The sequence below is a fragment of the Dyella sp. 01N448 genome, from assembly GCF_056399225.1.
Genome location: NZ_JBFTQX010000003.1, coordinates 322,409 through 338,270, shown reverse-complemented (window position 1 = coordinate 338,270; position 15,862 = coordinate 322,409). Strand labels below are relative to the sequence as shown.

18 protein-coding genes are annotated in these 15,862 nt (G+C 64.6%); 6 read left to right on the top strand and 12 right to left on the bottom strand.

Annotated features, from left to right (window positions below; translation table 11 throughout):
- Window positions 1-79: 79 nt before the first annotated feature.
- Window positions 80-1,972, top strand: a complete 1,893-nt coding sequence (locus tag AC1DKY_RS05570; protein ID WP_441604354.1) for a DEAD/DEAH box helicase — start codon at window positions 80-82, stop codon at window positions 1,970-1,972.
- Window positions 1,973-2,303: 331 nt separating this feature from the next.
- Window positions 2,304-3,104: a dioxygenase family protein gene (locus AC1DKY_RS05565; RefSeq protein ID WP_441604355.1), complete on the top strand. Its 801-nt coding sequence runs from the start codon at window positions 2,304-2,306 to the stop codon at window positions 3,102-3,104.
- Here AC1DKY_RS05565 and AC1DKY_RS05560 read toward each other — a convergent pair.
- Together AC1DKY_RS05560 and AC1DKY_RS05555 are read right to left on the bottom strand one after the other, a co-directional pair.
- The gene (locus tag AC1DKY_RS05560) at window positions 3,091-3,447 is read right to left on the bottom strand and encodes a cupredoxin domain-containing protein (RefSeq protein WP_441604356.1); all 357 of its coding nucleotides are present in this window, start codon (window positions 3,445-3,447) and stop codon (window positions 3,091-3,093) included. The genes AC1DKY_RS05565 and AC1DKY_RS05560 overlap by 14 nt on opposite strands.
- Window positions 3,444-4,385, bottom strand: coding sequence for a metallophosphoesterase family protein (locus AC1DKY_RS05555; RefSeq protein WP_441604357.1), 942 nt, complete (start codon window positions 4,383-4,385; stop codon window positions 3,444-3,446). The genes AC1DKY_RS05560 and AC1DKY_RS05555 overlap by 4 nt, the downstream gene beginning before the upstream one ends.
- Before the next feature lie 162 nt (window positions 4,386-4,547).
- Between AC1DKY_RS05555 and AC1DKY_RS05550 the strand changes: the two genes are divergently transcribed.
- Together AC1DKY_RS05550 and AC1DKY_RS05545 are read left to right on the top strand one after the other, a co-directional pair.
- Entirely contained in the window at window positions 4,548-5,096 is a 549-nt protein-coding gene (locus AC1DKY_RS05550; RefSeq protein WP_441604358.1) for a sigma-70 family RNA polymerase sigma factor, read from the top strand.
- On the top strand, window positions 5,083-5,868 hold the full coding sequence (locus AC1DKY_RS05545; protein ID WP_441604359.1) for an anti-sigma factor family protein: 786 nt from the start codon (window positions 5,083-5,085) through the stop codon (window positions 5,866-5,868). The genes AC1DKY_RS05550 and AC1DKY_RS05545 overlap by 14 nt, the downstream gene beginning before the upstream one ends.
- A 2-nt stretch (window positions 5,869-5,870) precedes the next feature.
- Here the strand turns inward: AC1DKY_RS05545 and AC1DKY_RS05540 are convergent, their stop codons facing one another.
- Together AC1DKY_RS05540 and ypfJ are read right to left on the bottom strand one after the other, a co-directional pair.
- Window positions 5,871-6,233 carry a YkgJ family cysteine cluster protein gene (locus AC1DKY_RS05540; RefSeq protein WP_441604360.1) on the bottom strand — a complete coding sequence of 121 codons (363 nt, stop codon included), beginning with the start codon at window positions 6,231-6,233 and terminating at the stop codon, window positions 5,871-5,873.
- A gap of 91 nt (window positions 6,234-6,324) precedes the next feature.
- The gene (ypfJ, locus tag AC1DKY_RS05535; protein ID WP_441604361.1) at window positions 6,325-7,191 is read right to left on the bottom strand and encodes a KPN_02809 family neutral zinc metallopeptidase; all 867 of its coding nucleotides are present in this window, start codon (window positions 7,189-7,191) and stop codon (window positions 6,325-6,327) included.
- A gap of 108 nt (window positions 7,192-7,299) precedes the next feature.
- Here ypfJ and AC1DKY_RS05530 point away from each other — a divergent pair, with 108 nt between their 5' ends.
- Window positions 7,300-7,695, top strand: coding sequence for an MAPEG family protein (locus tag AC1DKY_RS05530; RefSeq protein WP_441604362.1), 396 nt, complete (start codon window positions 7,300-7,302; stop codon window positions 7,693-7,695).
- 78 nt (window positions 7,696-7,773) lie between these two features.
- Here AC1DKY_RS05530 and AC1DKY_RS05525 read toward each other — a convergent pair whose 3' ends face one another.
- Window positions 7,774-9,327, bottom strand: coding sequence for a hemolysin family protein (locus tag AC1DKY_RS05525; protein ID WP_441604363.1), 1,554 nt, complete (start codon window positions 9,325-9,327; stop codon window positions 7,774-7,776).
- 229 nt (window positions 9,328-9,556) lie between these two features.
- On the opposite strand from AC1DKY_RS05525, the gene AC1DKY_RS05520 reads away from it, so the two are divergent.
- Window positions 9,557-10,363 (top strand): CPBP family intramembrane glutamic endopeptidase, encoded by an 807-nt coding sequence (locus AC1DKY_RS05520; protein ID WP_441604364.1) that lies wholly within the window; start codon window positions 9,557-9,559, stop codon window positions 10,361-10,363.
- A gap of 14 nt (window positions 10,364-10,377) precedes the next feature.
- Here AC1DKY_RS05520 and AC1DKY_RS05515 read toward each other — a convergent pair whose 3' ends face one another.
- From AC1DKY_RS05515 to AC1DKY_RS05485, 7 genes are all read right to left on the bottom strand, one after another.
- On the bottom strand, window positions 10,378-10,947 hold the full coding sequence (locus tag AC1DKY_RS05515; RefSeq protein WP_441604365.1) for a Maf family protein: 570 nt from the start codon (window positions 10,945-10,947) through the stop codon (window positions 10,378-10,380).
- 30 nt (window positions 10,948-10,977) lie between these two features.
- Window positions 10,978-12,489, bottom strand: a complete 1,512-nt coding sequence (locus tag AC1DKY_RS05510; protein ID WP_441604366.1) for an acetyl-CoA hydrolase/transferase family protein — start codon at window positions 12,487-12,489, stop codon at window positions 10,978-10,980.
- 83 nt (window positions 12,490-12,572) lie between these two features.
- A complete protein-coding gene (locus tag AC1DKY_RS05505; protein WP_441604367.1) occupies window positions 12,573-13,022 on the bottom strand; it encodes a GNAT family N-acetyltransferase in 450 nt (149 codons plus the stop codon).
- A gap of 113 nt (window positions 13,023-13,135) precedes the next feature.
- A complete protein-coding gene (gene rlmH, locus AC1DKY_RS05500) occupies window positions 13,136-13,606 on the bottom strand; it encodes a 23S rRNA (pseudouridine(1915)-N(3))-methyltransferase RlmH (RefSeq protein WP_441604368.1) in 471 nt (156 codons plus the stop codon).
- 85 nt (window positions 13,607-13,691) lie between these two features.
- Window positions 13,692-14,084 carry a ribosome silencing factor gene (gene rsfS / locus AC1DKY_RS05495; RefSeq protein WP_121878472.1) on the bottom strand — a complete coding sequence of 131 codons (393 nt, stop codon included), beginning with the start codon at window positions 14,082-14,084 and terminating at the stop codon, window positions 13,692-13,694.
- Window positions 14,085-14,404: 320 nt separating this feature from the next.
- Window positions 14,405-14,707 (bottom strand): hypothetical protein, encoded by a 303-nt coding sequence (locus AC1DKY_RS05490; RefSeq protein WP_441604369.1) that lies wholly within the window; start codon window positions 14,705-14,707, stop codon window positions 14,405-14,407.
- A 492-nt stretch (window positions 14,708-15,199) separates the two neighbouring features.
- Window positions 15,200-15,859 (bottom strand): NrsF family protein, encoded by a 660-nt coding sequence (locus AC1DKY_RS05485; protein WP_441604370.1) that lies wholly within the window; start codon window positions 15,857-15,859, stop codon window positions 15,200-15,202.
- Window positions 15,860-15,862 lie beyond the last annotated feature (3 nt).

Sequence of the window (15,862 nt, the reverse complement as noted above, 5' to 3'; positions counted from 1 at the left end):
CCCGGCGCGACCGGGCCAGCCTGTTACAATACCGTCATTCTCCCGCATGCCCTCGTGCATGCCATGTCGAGGTTCCCCCATGTCCTCCCCGTCTTCCGATTCCCAGCCGGCAGCCGTCGGCTTTGCTGCGCTTGGCCTTCATCCGGAGCTGCTGCGCGCACTCACCGATGTCGGCTATGAGTCGCCCTCGCCGATCCAGGCCGCCACCATTCCGCCGCTGCTGGAAGGTCGCGACGTGCTTGGCCAGGCGCAGACCGGCACCGGCAAAACCGCCGCGTTCGCGTTGCCGATTCTTTCGCGCATCGATTTGAAGCCCGGCAAGCCGCAGGCGCTGGTGCTGGCGCCGACGCGCGAGCTGGCCATCCAGGTGGCTGAAGCGTTCCAGCGTTACGCCACGCACATGCCAGGCCTGCAGGTGTTGCCGATCTATGGCGGCCAGAGCTATGGCCCGCAGCTGCACTCGCTCAAGCGCGGCGTGCAGATCGTGGTGGGTACGCCCGGCCGCGTGATCGACCATCTCGATCGCGGCACGCTCGACCTGTCCGAGCTGAAGTTCCTGGTGCTCGACGAAGCCGACGAAATGCTGCGCATGGGCTTCATCGACGACGTCGAGAAAGTGCTGCAGGCGACCCCGCCGCAGCGCCAGGTGGCGCTGTTCTCCGCCACCATGCCCACGCCGATCCGCAAGATTGCGCAGCAGCATTTGAAAGATCCGCGCGAAGTGACGATCAAGTCGTCGACCACCACCGCGGCGAATATCCGCCAGCGTTACTGGTTCGTCAGCGGCATGCACAAGCTCGACGCGATGACCCGCATCCTCGAGGCCGAGCCGTTCGACGCGATGATCATTTTCGCGCGCACCAAGTCGGCCACCGAAGAACTGGCCGAGAAGCTGCAGGCGCGAGGTCTTGCCGCCGCCGCCATCAACGGCGACATCGCGCAGGCTCAGCGCGAGCGCGTGATCCAGCAGCTCAAGGACGGCAAGCTCGACATCCTGGTGGCCACCGACGTGGCCGCGCGTGGTCTGGACGTGGAACGCATCAGCCACGTAATGAACTACGACATCCCGTACGACACCGAAAGCTACGTGCACCGCATCGGCCGCACCGGTCGCGCGGGTCGCAGCGGTGAGGCGATCCTGTTCGTCACGCCGCGCGAGAAAGGCATGCTGCGCGCGATCGAACGCGCCACCCGCCAGCCCATCGAAGAGATGAAGCTGCCGACGGTGGAAGCAGTCAACGACGTGCGCATCGCCAAGTTCAAGCAGCGCATCAGCGACACCATCGCGGTGGGCGAACTGCAGCTGTTCCAGCAGCTGATCGAGCAGTACGAGCAGGAACACAATATCCCGGCCGTCGAAATCGCTGCCGCGTTGGCACGCATCGCCCAAGGCAACCAGCCGCTGCTGCTGACGCCGCCGGCCAAGCGCGAATTCACCCCGCGCGAACCGCAGGGTCGTGAACGCGAGCATGGCCGTGACCGGGGCGAGCGCGAGCATCGCGGTGAACGCGAACATCGTCCGCACGATCGCGACAGTGGCCCCCGCGATTTCACGCCGCGCCCCGTGCGCCCGCATCACACGGAAGAAGGCAAGCGTACCTTCCGCGTGGAAGTGGGCCATGAGCACGGCGTCAAGCCGGGCAACATCATCGGCGCCATCGCCAACGAAGCCGGCCTGGAAAGCGGCCACATCGGCCGCCTGAGCATCCGCGGCGAATACAGCCTGATCGACCTGCCCGACGGCATGCCGGCCGAAGTGTTCCAGCACCTGCAGAAGGTGTGGGTGAGCCAGCAGCAGCTGCGCATCAAGCCGTGGGACGGCGATGACAGCGGCGCCGGCGATGCCGCTCCGCGTCGCCAGGGTGGCGGTTTCCGTCCGGGTGGCGGCTTCAACAAGAAGCCGGGTGGCGGAAAGCCGCGGCCGCAGGGGCATGGTGCGGGCGGTAATAAGGGGCCGCGTCGCGCGAAGTAAGCGCGGGGCCTTGTGTGCCTGACATCGCCAGCCACATCAAGAACCAAATCACGCCCGGCATTGCCGGGCGGCGCACCCTGTGCGCGACAACCCTACGGAGCGGTGCACCGCAGCGTGGCTGTCGCGCACAGGGTGCGCTCCCACAGACAAGCAGGCACGTCAGACGGAAGAAGGGGTGACTAAAGCCGATGCGCAGCGAGGAGATGACAAGTGCAGGGGCGAACGCCAACCCAACCATCGTTCCCCTCCAGTGACGCATCGTTCACCCCACGCACGCTGCAATTCCCCGCCAAATCCCTAACCTAGGGTGGTCCCCAAAAGGTACGCCACCATGACCACCCTCCCCAGCCTCTACATCTCCCACGGCTCGCCCATGACCGCGATCCAGCCCCGTCGCGTGGGCGAGCGGCTGGCCGAGCTCGCGCGCGAACTGCCCCGCCCCAGGGCCATCGTGATTGCCACGGCGCACTGGCTGGCGCGACAGCCTCATGTGGGTGGCGCCTCGCGGCCCGAGACCATCCACGATTTCTATGGCTTTCCGCAGGCGCTGTTCGACATCCAATATCCGGCGAAGGGGGAGCCGGCACTCGCTGCCCATGTCACCGAACTGCTCGACAAGGCCGGCCTGCCGACCACGCTTGATCCCACGCAGGGCCTGGATCACGGCGCCTGGGTGCCGTTGCGCCTGCTCTACCCCGACGCCGACATCCCTGTCGTTCCCCTCTCCATCCAGCCGCAGCTGGGGCCTGCCCATCAATACGCGGTGGGTCGCGCGCTGGCGCCTTTGCGCAACGACGGCGTGCTGGTGATCGGTTCGGGCAGCATCACGCACAACCTGCACGATTTCCGCGCCGGCTACAGCGAAGAGCGCGAGGCGCCGTACGTACGACCGTTCATCGAATGGATCGAGAACAAGTTGTCCGCGGGTGACGTGCCCGCCCTGCTCGACTATCGCCGTCAGGCGCGGTTTGCCGAACGCGCGCATCCCACCGACGAACACCTGCTTCCGCTGTTCGTGGCGCTGGGCGCGGCGGGCGAGGGCTCGCACGCCCAGCGCATCGATGCCGGCATCGAATATGGCCTGCTCGCGATGGATATCTACCGCTTCGACAGCGCCTTCACTTCACGATAATCGTGCCGACCATCATGGGATGGATGGCGCAGTAGTACGCATAGGTGCCAGCGTGGTCGAACGTGATGGCGTAGCTGTCGCTGGTGTCGAGCGCCTTTGACGTCGCAAACTGATTGCCCGCGCTGACCACCACGTGCGGTTCTTCATCAAGATTGGTCCACACCACGCGCGTGCCCGCCGTAATGGTCAAGGTTTTCGGAGCAAACGCGAAATCCTTGATGTCCACCACGGCGGGCTTGGCGGGCGTGCTCTTCGCTGCATTGGCAGCCAGCGCCGGCGAGGTTGTCGCGGCGGCCACTACCAAGGTCGTGATCACCGAAAGCGACCATGACATCACGTTCATGCCATCACCTCTTCGGTCACGGCCAGCGCGTGGCTGCCCTGCACGTGGCGCACGTCGCGTATACCCAGATAGCGATGCAGGTCGTTCGGGGCGACGTCCTTCATCGGACCCGGCGCAGGCGCCGTGCCTGGTGCAGGCTGCGGATAGGCGGTGGAGCGCGCGGTGTAGAACGTGATGCTGCCTTCCACCTTCTGCTGGATCTGGTGGATGTGGCCGTTGAGCACGCTCACCGAACCGAAGCGACGCAGATAGCTCACCGCTTCATTGCTGTCATCCGTGCCCCAGCCCCAGTCCGTATAAAGCGGCCATAACGGCATGTGCGCGAACACCACCAGCGGCGTGTCGGCGGAAAGTCCGGCGAGATCCTTCTTCAGCCATGCCAGCTGATCGGCGCCGAGCGAGCCCAGGCCTCCGGCTTTCAGATTCAGCACGTTGATGAGTCCCACGAAATGCACGCCGTGGTGGTCGAAGCTGTACCAGCCGCCACTCTGTTGGCGTTCGCCAAAACGGCGGAAGTATTCGGCGCCGTTGTCGCCGATCACGTCGTGTTCGCCGGGCACGTAGAACACCTTGGCCATGCGCGCGTCCTGCATGATGCCGGACAGCGCGTCGAATTCCTCCGGTCGCGACAAATGCGTAAGGTCACCCGTATGCAGCACGAAATCGGGCTCCTTCTTCTGCGCGTTGATCATCGCCAGCGACTGTCGCAGCGTGCCGGCCACATCCATGTTCGGCGCCTTGTGAAAGCCGATATGCGAGTCGCTGATCTGCACGAAGCTGAAAGTGGAGTCGGCAGCAGTGGCCGCTCCCTGTGCCGTCAGCGGCTGGGCTTTCAATACGCCGCCGTGCATCAGCCATAGCGTGCCGGCACCGGCCCACGCCATGCATTTGAGGAACTGGCGGCGGTCGCCGGCCTCGAGGTCTTGAATGTCGTCCATCGTCGGATCTCCGCTAGTGGCGACAGACACTTCGTCCGCGCCCTAAGCCAAATACCCGCCGATGCACCGGTCTATTCCCGGCACGTGCCGCGAAAAGCGCGTTGGAATAAAGTGGCCGCAACCGGGGTATACCCACTTATGCCATCCCAGCCGACCGCCAGCATGAGAGCCGCCGACGCCGCACGAAGCGCACGCTTCGAGGCGCAGGTGGTGCCGTATCTGGACGCGGCGTACAACCTCGCCCACTGGCTCGCACGCAATCCCAGCGATGCACAGGATGTCGTGCAGGAAGCGATGCTGCGCGCGCTGCGCTATTTCGACAGCTTCCGCGGAGGCGACGTGCGCGTGTGGCTGCTGGCGATCGTGCGCAACACGTTTTACACACTGCGCAGCCGCACCCCGCAGGATGCGTTGCACGACGAACTGGACGAGGCGGTGCATCCGCTCATCGACGATGGCCCGTCACCCGAAACCCTCACCCTGCTTGCCGTGGACGTCGGCGCACTGCAGGCGGCGCTGGAACGGCTGCCGTCGCCCTTGCGCGAAATCCTGGTACTGCGTGAACTGGAAGAATGCTCATACAAGGAAATCGCGACCATCACCGGACAGAAGATCGGCACGGTGATGTCCCGTCTTGCGCGTGCCCGCGATCGCTTGCGGGCCGAACTCACCTGCCGGCCCAAGGAGGTACGCCGTCATGATCTGCGATGACGCCGGGCTGCTGTTGCACGCCTATCTCGACGACGAACTGGATGCTGCCAGCAGTGCTGCGATGGCTCGCCACCTGCACGAGTGCAGCGCGTGCAAGTCCCGTTACGAGACCTACGCCATCATGCAGAAGGCCTTGTCCGAACCGGCGCTGTATCGTCGCGCGCCGGATGCATTGCGAGCCCAATGGACGACGCCTGCGGCAGCTGCGGCGCCTCCAAAGGTGACACCGATCACTGTGCGGCGACGCACACCTGTCGCGTTCGCAGCGGCAGCGGGCTTTGCCGCTGCGGTGCTCCTCTCCGTGCCGGCGTGGCTGCATTGGCTGCCCACGCGCGGTGGGGACGATGCCATCGTCGCCCAGGCCATTTCCGGCCATGTGCGCTCATTGCAGGGCGAGCATCTGATGGACGTGGTGTCGACCGACCAGCACACGGTCAAGCCCTGGTTCGAGGGCAAGCTCGACTTCTCGCCGCGGGTGAAGGATCTGGCCGCCGAAGGCTTCCCGCTGGTGGGTGGCCGCCTCGATGCACTGGAAGGCCATAGCGTGGCCGCGCTGATCTACAAGCGTCACCTGCATGTGATCAACCTGTTCCAGTGGCCCGCCGAAACTCGCCCGACCGCGCAGGCCGCCAGCCAGGAGCACGGTTACACGGTGATCCGCTGGACCGGCGACGGCATGCACTACGTAGTCGTCTCGGACGTCAACGAAGGTGATCTGAAACAGTTCGTGCTGGCCTTCCAGAACGAGGCCAACCCGCTGATGGGGCGCTGAGCTCAGTCGCCGGACACGGCCTCCGGCCAGTGTTCCGGCGTCAGCGGCGGCAGCCCATGGCCCAGCCGTGCCTTGTCGCATTGGGCGCTGGGACGGCCAAACTCCCACGACGGTTCCACTTCGCGGCACACCGAGGGCCGGCGCTCGTAGATGCCGCAATGGGCCGCTGTTCCCACCTCGCCCTGCAAGGCGACGCAGCGCGGCCGCGAGGCCTGGGTGCCGCGCATGACCAGGCGATGCGGGTCGAGCGTCTCGGTGAACTCTGGCGGCACCACGCCATCCAGCGACGCGTCCGCCTCGGACCAATGAAAGGCCACGCGGAAAAAGGCGCAACAGGCACCGCAACTCAGACAGGGATGCAACATGCAGATCGTTCGAAAGCGCACCCCGAGGCGCGCAGGCGGCCATTCTAAAACGTCGAAGGCCCGCATGGSGGGCCTTCGACGTGCTTGGACCTCAAGGCTCGCCTGCGAACGTATTGCAGCTGGCGATATCGCCGCTCTGGAACCCGGCGGTAAACCATTTCACGCGCTGCGCCGAGGTACCGTGGGTGAACGAGTCCGGCACCACCCTGCCCTGCGCCTGCTGCTGGAGCGCGTCGTCGCCGATCTTGCTGGCCGCGTTGAGCGCCGATTCGATATCGCCCGGCTGCAGCCACTGCAGGCGCTGCTGGCTGTGGTTGGCCCACACGCCGGCGAAACAGTCGGCCTGCAGCTCCTGGCGCACCGACAAGCCATCGGCGCCTTCCATCCGCGCACCACGGCGACGCGCCTGCTCCACCTGGTCGAACACGCCAAGCAGGTTCTGCACGTGGTGGCCCACCTCGTGCGCAATCACGTAGGCACGGGCGAAGTCGCCGGCAGCATGGAAGCGGCTTTGCAGTTCCTCGAAAAACGCCACGTCGAGGTAGACCTTCTGGTCGCCGGGACAATAGAACGGCCCCACTGCGGTGGACGCCGCACCGCAGGCGGTACGCACCCCGCCGCTGAACAAGTCCAGCTTGGGATCGACGTATTGCCGTCCGTGCGCGGTGAAGATGTCGCTCCAGGTTTTCTCGGTGGATCCAAGAATCGCGCTGACAAAATCCTTGGTCTGCGGATCGACATTGGCCGGCTGTCCACTCGGCGCGGCAACTTGCTGCCCGCCACTGTCGACCTGGCTCAGCAGAGCGGTCGGATCCTTGAAAAACACCAGGCCGAGGATCGCCAGAATGACGATGCCACCAATGCCCAAGCCGCGACCGCCGCCGAAACGGGGACCGCCACCACCACCGCCGCTGTCGACCTCGACGTTCTGACTCCGCTCGCCCTTCTGCCAATCCATACGAAGGCCCTCGCTCATCCAACGATGGCAAGACGATAACCCCTCGCGCCCCCTCCCGCCATTGGCACGCGATGGCTACAGTGGGCGACCTTTCCCTGAGTACCCGCCATGATCCAGCACCTGCCCGCCGTCGTCGTCCTGCTGACGGTCCTGCTCCAGTTCGGCACGGTCTGGGCCACCGGACATGCCCGCGAGAAATATGGCGTCAAGGCGCCGGCCATCGACGGGCATCCGGCGTTCGAGCGCGCCTGGCGGGTGCAGATGAACACGCTGGAATCGACCGTGATCTTCCTGCCTACCCTGTGGCTGGCGGTGCAGTACGGCTATCCGCTGTGGGCTGGCGTGGCGGGCCTGGTCTGGGTGGCCGGCCGCGTTTGGTACGCGGTGGCTTATCTGCAGGATGCGGCGAAGCGTGGGCCGGGTTTTATGGTGTCTTCGATGGCGTGGGGCGTGACGCTGATATTGGCTGTTATTGGTTTGGGGCGTGCGCTCTTGATCGGTTGAGGCGAAAGGCGTCGCGCACAGGGTGCGCTCCCACAGGGCAAGGTTGTTGTGGGAGCGCACCCTGTGCGCGACGCTCTCTCATTCGATCGGATTCACCTTCAGCCGCTCGATGCGTGCGCCGTCCATCGCCACCACTTCGAAACGCAGGCCTTCGCTGGTGAAGGCATCGCCTGCGCTGGGCAGTCGGCCCAGCTGCTGTAGCACGTAACCCGCCAGGGTAGAAAAACTATCGTCGCCGGTCAGCTTGAAACCGAGCAGGTGTTCGACGCGGCGCAGGTCGAGGCTGGCGTCGAGCAACCAGGCTCCGTCGGTCTCCTGCACGGCGGCAGGATCACCGCTCTCATCATCCGGAAACTCGCCCGCGATCACTTCGAGCACGTCGGTGGGCGTGACCAGTCCGAGCACGCTGCCGTATTCGTCCACCACCAGCGCCACTTGCAGCGGTGAGCGGCGGAACTCTTCGATCAGGCGCAGCACGCTCAGCGATTCGAGCACGGTGAGCGGCTTGCGCACCACCTGATCCACGTCGATATGGCCATGTTCGAGCAGGCTCGCCAGCAGGTCGCGCGATGATGCCACGCCTACCAACTGGTCGAGATCATCGCCCGCCACCGGCAGCCATGCATGACTGGATGCAGTGACTTCCGCGCGCAACTGCTCGACGTTTTCGCGCGGGTCGATCCAGTTGATTTCCGGCCGCGGCGTCATGATGGAACGCACCGGCCGATGCGCCAGATCCAGCACACCCTGCACCATCGCCAGCTCGTCCTTGCCGAACATGGCGACGTTGCCTTCGGGTTTCGCCGCGGTGGCTTTGGGCGCGACATCTTCGTCGTCGCCGCCGGCGCCCAGCAGGTTCAGCACCGCCAGCGCGGTGCGATCGCGCAACGTGCGCGCGCTGCCCAGCAGGCTGCGCTGGCGATTGCGGCGCATGGTCTGGTTGAACGCCTCGATCAGGATCGAGAAGCCGATCGCCGCATACAAATAGCCCTTCGGTATATGAAAACCGAAGGCCTCCGCGACCAGGCTGAAACCGATCATCAGCAGGAACGACAGGCACAGGATCACCACGGTCGGCCGCGCATTGACGAAGTTGGTGAGCGGCTTGCTGGCGCTGATCATCAGGATCATGGCCACCACCACGGCGATCATCATCACCGAGAGATGATCGACCATGCCCACCGCGGTGATCACCGAGTCGATCGAGAACACCGCATCGAGTGCAACGATCTGGGCGACTACCAGCCAGAAACGCGCCGGTGCGCGCTTGGCCGCATCGTCATGGTCGGCCGCCTCCAGGCGTTCGTGCAGCTCCACGGTCGCCTTGAACAACAGGAAGGCGCCGCCCAGCAACAGGATGATGTCGCGCCACGAGAACGATACGGCGCCCAGCGTGAGGACGGGCGTGGTGAGCTTCACCAGCCATGACATCGCGCCCAGCAGCGCCAGTCGCATGACCAGGGCCAGCAAGAGGCCGAGCACGCGGGCCTTGTCGCGTTCTTTCGCCTGCAGCTTGTCGGCAAGAATCGCGATGAAGACGAGATTGTCGATGCCAAGCACGATCTCCAGCACCACGAGGGTGAGCAGACCTGCCCAGACAGTCGGGTCGGACAGCCAGTCAAATGCAAACATGGGCTGGCGCCTGAGCGCCGATTTCCTCCTTGGATCGTCCCGTCACTATACAAGGCGATCCCGTGAACGCGATGACAGCCAGCGGGCCGAGCGCGGCACACCTGCGCGGACCATGCCAAAGGACAGGATTGGCACGCGCAGCAGCAGGGTCTAGCGTGATCGTGTCCGTCGGCAGGGGTGAAACCTGCCGACGCAACCACTCTGCGCGCGTGCGCTCTGGATCGACTCGATGGACGCGAACCGCCTGACTGATCTGCCCGTTTCGCCATCCCCATCGACCTCGCGCGCGCCCACTCCCGGGCAAGCCATCGCCCTGATCGTGCTGTATTTCGTGCTCCAGCTTGCCGTGGGTAGCGCGATCACACTGATCGCTGGCATCGTCGGCGCGTTGCGCGGGGGCGGCGGGCTCGGCGCGATCATTCCCATGGGTCGTCACTGGCTGGGCCAGTCGGATATGACGGCGGCAGCCGTGATCGCGACGCTGCTGATTTCCGCCTCGGTGATCGTGCACTTCGCGCGGCGCTGGTGGCCTGAGCGATGGATCGAGGGCGCGCCGCCAGGACTGGGCTTCACGTCTACTCCACATATCGCCTTCTACGTGGCGGCACTCGCCGCGGGCGTGATGATGCCTATCGTCGGCGGCATGCTCACGCAATGGCTGGCGCAGGGACACGAGGTGAGCCAAGACATCAAGCAGCTGGGAGCCAATACCTCGATGGCGTTGCGCCTGCCGCTGGCCGTGCTGGTGATCAGCCTGGGTCCGCTGGTGGAGGAACTATTGTTCCGCGGCGTGCTGCTGTCGGCCGTGGCGCGCTACACCGGCAATGGCATGGCCATCGTGCTGTCGGCCTTGCTGTTTGCCTGTGTGCATCTGCCGGATCTTTCGTTTCTCTGGTACGCCCTGCCCAACCTGGCCTTGCTCGGCCTCATCCTTGGCTGGTTGCGCGTGCAGTCGGGGTCGATCTGGCCGGCCGTGGTCGCCCATGGCATGAACAACCTGCTCGCCGTGGTGTCGTGGTTCGTGATGAGCCACTGAGCTTGACGCTTGGATCAGGCAGCAATCAGCGAGTGCGCTCGCAGCAGTCGCGCGGTCTCGTAAATGGGCATGCCCATGACACCCGAATGGCTGCCATCCAGGTGTTCGATCAGCTTGGCGCCATGCCCCTGGATGCCATAGGCACCGGCTTTGCCGAACGGTTCGCCGGTGGCGATGTAAGCGGCAATGGTCGCGTTGTCCAACGGCGGCATGCTCACGCGCGAAAGACTGGTATCGGACCATTCGCCTGAACGCGTGACCAGCCATACGGTGGAGATCACTTCGTGCACGCGGCCCGAGAGGCGACGCAGCATGCTGGCGGCATCCTCCGCATCGTCGGGCTTGCCGAACACTTCGTCATCGAGCACGACCTCGGTATCTGCACCGAGCACGGCAGCACCGGTCTCTTCCAGTGCAGCGAGTCCGGCGCGGGCTTTCTCGCGTGCCACGCGGCTTACGTAGTCGCGCGGCGTTTCTCCCAGCAAGCGCTGCTCGGGTACATCGACATCGACAATGCGGAAGTTCACGCCGATCTGTTCGAGCAGCTGGCGACGGCGCGGCGATTGGGAGGCGAGATAGAGCATGTGCAACAACCCCGGGGGAGGCAGGAACCCCTAAGGTCTCATATCGCCGCTGTCGAGGAAACGCTGATGCCACGACAGCGCCTCCTGCAACAGATGCGGCGTGTGCTTACCGCGGCTGTCATGCAGCGCGCGATCGACATAGTCCTGCAACATCGGGCGATAGTGAGGATGCGCGCAGCGCTCGATCACCACCTTGGCGCGCTGGCGCGGCGACAGGCCGCGCAAATCGGCCAGGCCCTGCTCCGTCACGATCACCGACACATCATGCTCGGTGTGATCGACATGGCTCACCATCGGCACGATGCAGGACACTGCGCCGTTCTTGGCGGTACTGGGCGTGAGGAAGCACGACAAAAAGCCGTTGCGCGCAAAGTCGCCCGATCCGCCGATGCCGTTGATGATGCTGGTGCCGGCGACGTGGGTGGAATTGATATTGCCGTAGATATCCGCTTCCACCATGCCGTTCATGGCGATGCAGCCGAGGCGACGCACCAGTTCCGGATGATTGGAGATCTCCTGCGTGCGCAGAATGATGCGCTGGCGGAAGAAATCGATCTTGGCCAGAAAGCGCTCGATGCCCGCCGGGCTCAGCGAGAACGAGGTGGCCGAGGCCACCGACAACACATCGTTCTCGAGCAGATCGAGCATGCCGTCCTGGATCACTTCGGTGAATGCGCTCAACCCGCTGAAACCGCCTTCCTGCAGCCCGGCGAGCACGGCGTTGGCGATATTGCCCACACCGGACTGCAGCGGCAGCAGCTGCGGATGCAGCCTTCCCTTGGCGATTTCGTGACGGAAGAATTCAATCAGGTGGCCCGCGATCTGTCGCGAGCAATCATCCAGAGGCGCGAACGCGCTATTGCGGTCGGGAGCGTTGGTCTCGACCACCGCGATGACTTTGCTTGGATCCAGCCGCAGATATTTTTCGCCAATGCGATCGTCCGGCTTCAGCAGCGGAATCGGCTTGCGGTTCGACGGCAGCGCCGTGCCGTAGTAGATGTCGTGCATGCCGTCCATTTCGAGCGGCTGCCAGTGATTGACCTCGACGATCACCTTGTCGGCCAGATCGAGCCAGGTCTTGTTGTTGCCCACCGACGAAGATGCCAAAAGGCTGCCATCCGGCATGATCGCCGTGGCTTCGATCACAGCCAGATCGAGCTTGCCGAAGAAGCCGAACCACGCGTATTGCGCGACGTGACTGAGATGGATGTCCAGGTAATCCATCTCGCCGCGATTGATGCGTGCGCGCAGCTCCGGATCGGACTGATACGGCAGGCGCAGATCGATGCCGTCGGCACGCGCCAGCGCACCATCGAGTTCGGGTGCCGTGGATGCGCCAGTCAACACGCGCACGCGGAACGGTTCGCCATGCTCGTGCGTCGCCACCATGCGCGCGGCGAGCGCCTGAGGCACCGCTTTGGGATAGCCCGCACCGGTAAAACCGCTCATGCCGATCGTCATGCCGTGATCGACACGTTCAGCGGCCTTGGCGGCCGTCATGACCTTGGCGGCCAATCCTGCATGGCGGATGCGCTTGTCCACGTTGAGTTCTCCTGCACGGCAACCGCCCGATACTACCGCGCGGTAACGTCAAACTCTCGACAAGCTAGACGATGGTCGATGCATCAGAAGCGGATGAAATACTCGCGGAATTGTTCGTCCCGCTGCCATCCCAAGGACTCGTACAAATGCTGTGCAGGCGTATTGGTATGCGCCGTGGCGAGCGTCATGCCGGCCGCGCCAATGGCGCGCGCGAAGTCCATCGCCTCGTGCATCAGTGCCGCAGCCACCCCGCGTCGACGCGCGTGGGGTGCGACAAACAAATCGTTGAGCAGATAGCTGCGCGACGTGCGCACCGACGAATACATCGGATATAGCTGAACAAACCCCGCGCCTTCACCATCGGCGTTCATCGCGAATATCACAACCGAATCATGCTGCTGGAATCGCTCGCGCAGAAAGCGCGTGGACCGTTCCAGATCACTCGCCTGCCCATAGAACACGCGATACGCATCGAACAACGGCGCCACGAGGTCGAGGTCGTGGATGGTGGCCTGGCGTACCGTGATGGACATGTGCAACTCCCGCGAACCGCGTTGTTGCAACCAGTATGCGTGGCGAGCCGGGGCGCGCCTATGACCACTTGCCGTGGAAAACACGGCTGGCTGGTCGATGTCCCGCTGCCCGCTTACGCACGGTGATACGGATGACCGGCCAGCAAGGTGGTGGCGCGATAAAGCTGCTCGGCGAGCACCAGACGCACCAGCATATGCGGCAGCGTGAGCGGCCCGAGCGACCACGACTGGTCAGCACGCGCCAGCACCTCGGGCGCGTGACCATCCGGCCCGCCAATCAGAAACGCGAGATCGCGACCGGACATGCGCCACTTGGCGAGCTGCGCCGCGAGATCCTCGCTGGACCAGGTCTTGCCGCGCCCGTCGAGCGCGACCACGTGGATGTCGCGCGGCAACGCGGCCAGGATCGCCGCGCCTTCGTCCTGGATCGCACGCGCGTCATCGCGCCCCTTGCCGCGGATGCCGGGCTTGAGTTCGATCAATTCCAGCGGGAGCTCGTGCGAGAGACGCTTGCGGTATTCGGCAAAGCCTTCGGCGACCCAGGCGGGCATGCGTTCGCCGACGGCGATCAGACGGGCGCGCATGATTGACGATCCAAAAAACGGGAAAATAAGCGGCAGGCCGCGCGCGTTGAACGGCGCACGGCGCTCGCCGCCGCTGGGCGGGCCCTTAGCCCGCGTTGGCGACTTCGGTGTCCATGTCGCGGTCACCCACCGTCCACAGCCGTTCCAGGCCGTAGAACTCGCGGATGCGCGGCAGCATGACGTGGACGATCACGTCACCCAGGTCCACCAGTACCCATTCGGCTTCGCGCTCGCCTTCCACGCCAAGCGGCATCACGCCCGCCTGTTTGGCGAACTTGACGACTTCGTCGGCGATGGATTTCACATGGCGCGCGGAGGTGCCGGAGGCGATGACCAGCAGATCGGCGATGGAGGTCTTGCCGCGGACATCGATTTCACGAATGTCCTTGGCCTTCAGTTCGTCCAGCGCGTTGATGACTTGCTGACGAACGACCGCCGTGGTGGCGGATTTGGTGCTGCGCTTGGCAGTCTGACTCAAGTGCGTTTGCCTCGATGCGGGATCGACGCGCGGGATCGCGCAATACCAGTATACCGGACCACCTTGAAGCGCATGTCAAACAGAAAAAACCAGCCGCCAGGGCACCCGATACCCTCGGTCCTTCGCCCGACGGGGCCAAACGGCTCAAATTACGGCCATTTTGCGCTTCTGACCGTCCCCGGCGGGACACTGAAAAAGCCTGCCTCGACACCCAACTGAGGTAGCTCGTGCATCCGCAAGCGGGCGAGCCCCGGCAGACACAGGCAAAAAAAGAGGCCCTCTCCGTGGAGAGAGCCTCGTCATTTTTCAGCGCGACGGTATCAGTGGCCGGCGGTGGACGCAGCGGCAGGCGCGGCGCTCTTCTTGGTGTTGTGCTGCTTCTTGTGATGCTGGCTGCTGGCATCGCTCTTCATCGAGTCGCTGCTCATCGAATCGCTCTTCATCGCGTCGCTCTTCATCGAATCGCTGCTGGACTTCATGGCGTCCGAGCTGGACTTCATCGCGTCCTTGCTGGCGTCCTGGGTCGACTGCGGCGTGGTGCTCTGTGCCATCACGGGGGACATGGCAAGACCGAACACAACGGCGCTCGCGAAGGCGAGTACGGCGTAACGGGAAACTTTCATGGGTAGGTATCTCCAGAAGCGGTGAGGTAACCGTGCGGTTGGGCCGCACTTCCATGGAACAGCCGCCATCGTCCCTCCCGAACGACCACGGCAAACCGGCTGCGAGTACATCCACACCGGCCACGCCGCATCAGCATTCCTGCACGATGCGAACGGCCCATCCCTGGTCCGTCAATCCACAATCAACGGATCGCTTGATCCGCGCCCCTTCCGGAGCGGAAGCCTATACCCATGCATGACAAGCGCAGGTGGCGTTCGAACCACCCCATTCAGTTTGAATACGGGCAAATCGGCAGCAATAAATTGCGATTGTTGCGGTGCGTGCGGAGCGCCGCTGCGGCGGCCTGCTTTGCGCCACGGCGCCTCGTTGCCCAATGCCGGCCTGCCGTCGGAGCCTCCTTGGCCACGCGTCGTGGCGGCTCTGCCGTGTTGCGACGCAACACCTGTTTTGCCGTGACTAGCGGCGGCTTTTGATTCAGCGTGGGCGGCGATTTATTTCAGCGCAGGCTGCAGCAGGCGCCCGCCCATCAGCGCATTGACCAACACCACGATGGCCACCGCCATCGCGTGCGTGAGCAGATCGGTGGCCGCCACCGCGTAGGCATGGCAGATCTCAAGCAAGGCGGCTGAGGCGGCCGCGGACGCCAGGCCGATCATGATGGCCGCCAGCACAGGGCGTAGAGGACAGGCGCGACGCAGCAGCCAGATCAACAACACCGACAGCGGCACCGACAAACTGATGATGAAGATCAGGCAGTCGCTGGCCTCGTTGAAGGCGGCGATATGCGCCGATGGCCCCAGCCAGTCGCGTATGCAGCCCAGCCCGCTGGCGCCCACCCACAGCAACAGGCCGGGCAAGGGCAGCCAGGCCCAACGCGAGGAGCGTCCCGGCACGCCCAGCGTAAACGCTGCCCATGCCGCGCATACCGCCGTGATCACGGCACCGACGCCCGCGATGGCGATATCCGGCGCGGCCTCGAAGCGGCGCATCATGTGGCTGGCGCCAAAGTGAGCCAACAGCCCTGCCGCGATCACCGCCACCGCCACCAGCCAGCCGAGCGTGCGCACCCACGGGGGCGGCAAGCGCCGCACCGGCGAGAGCTGGTCGCCCAGTGAATGGATCAGTGACTCGGGGAGTCGGGGTTCGGCCATGGT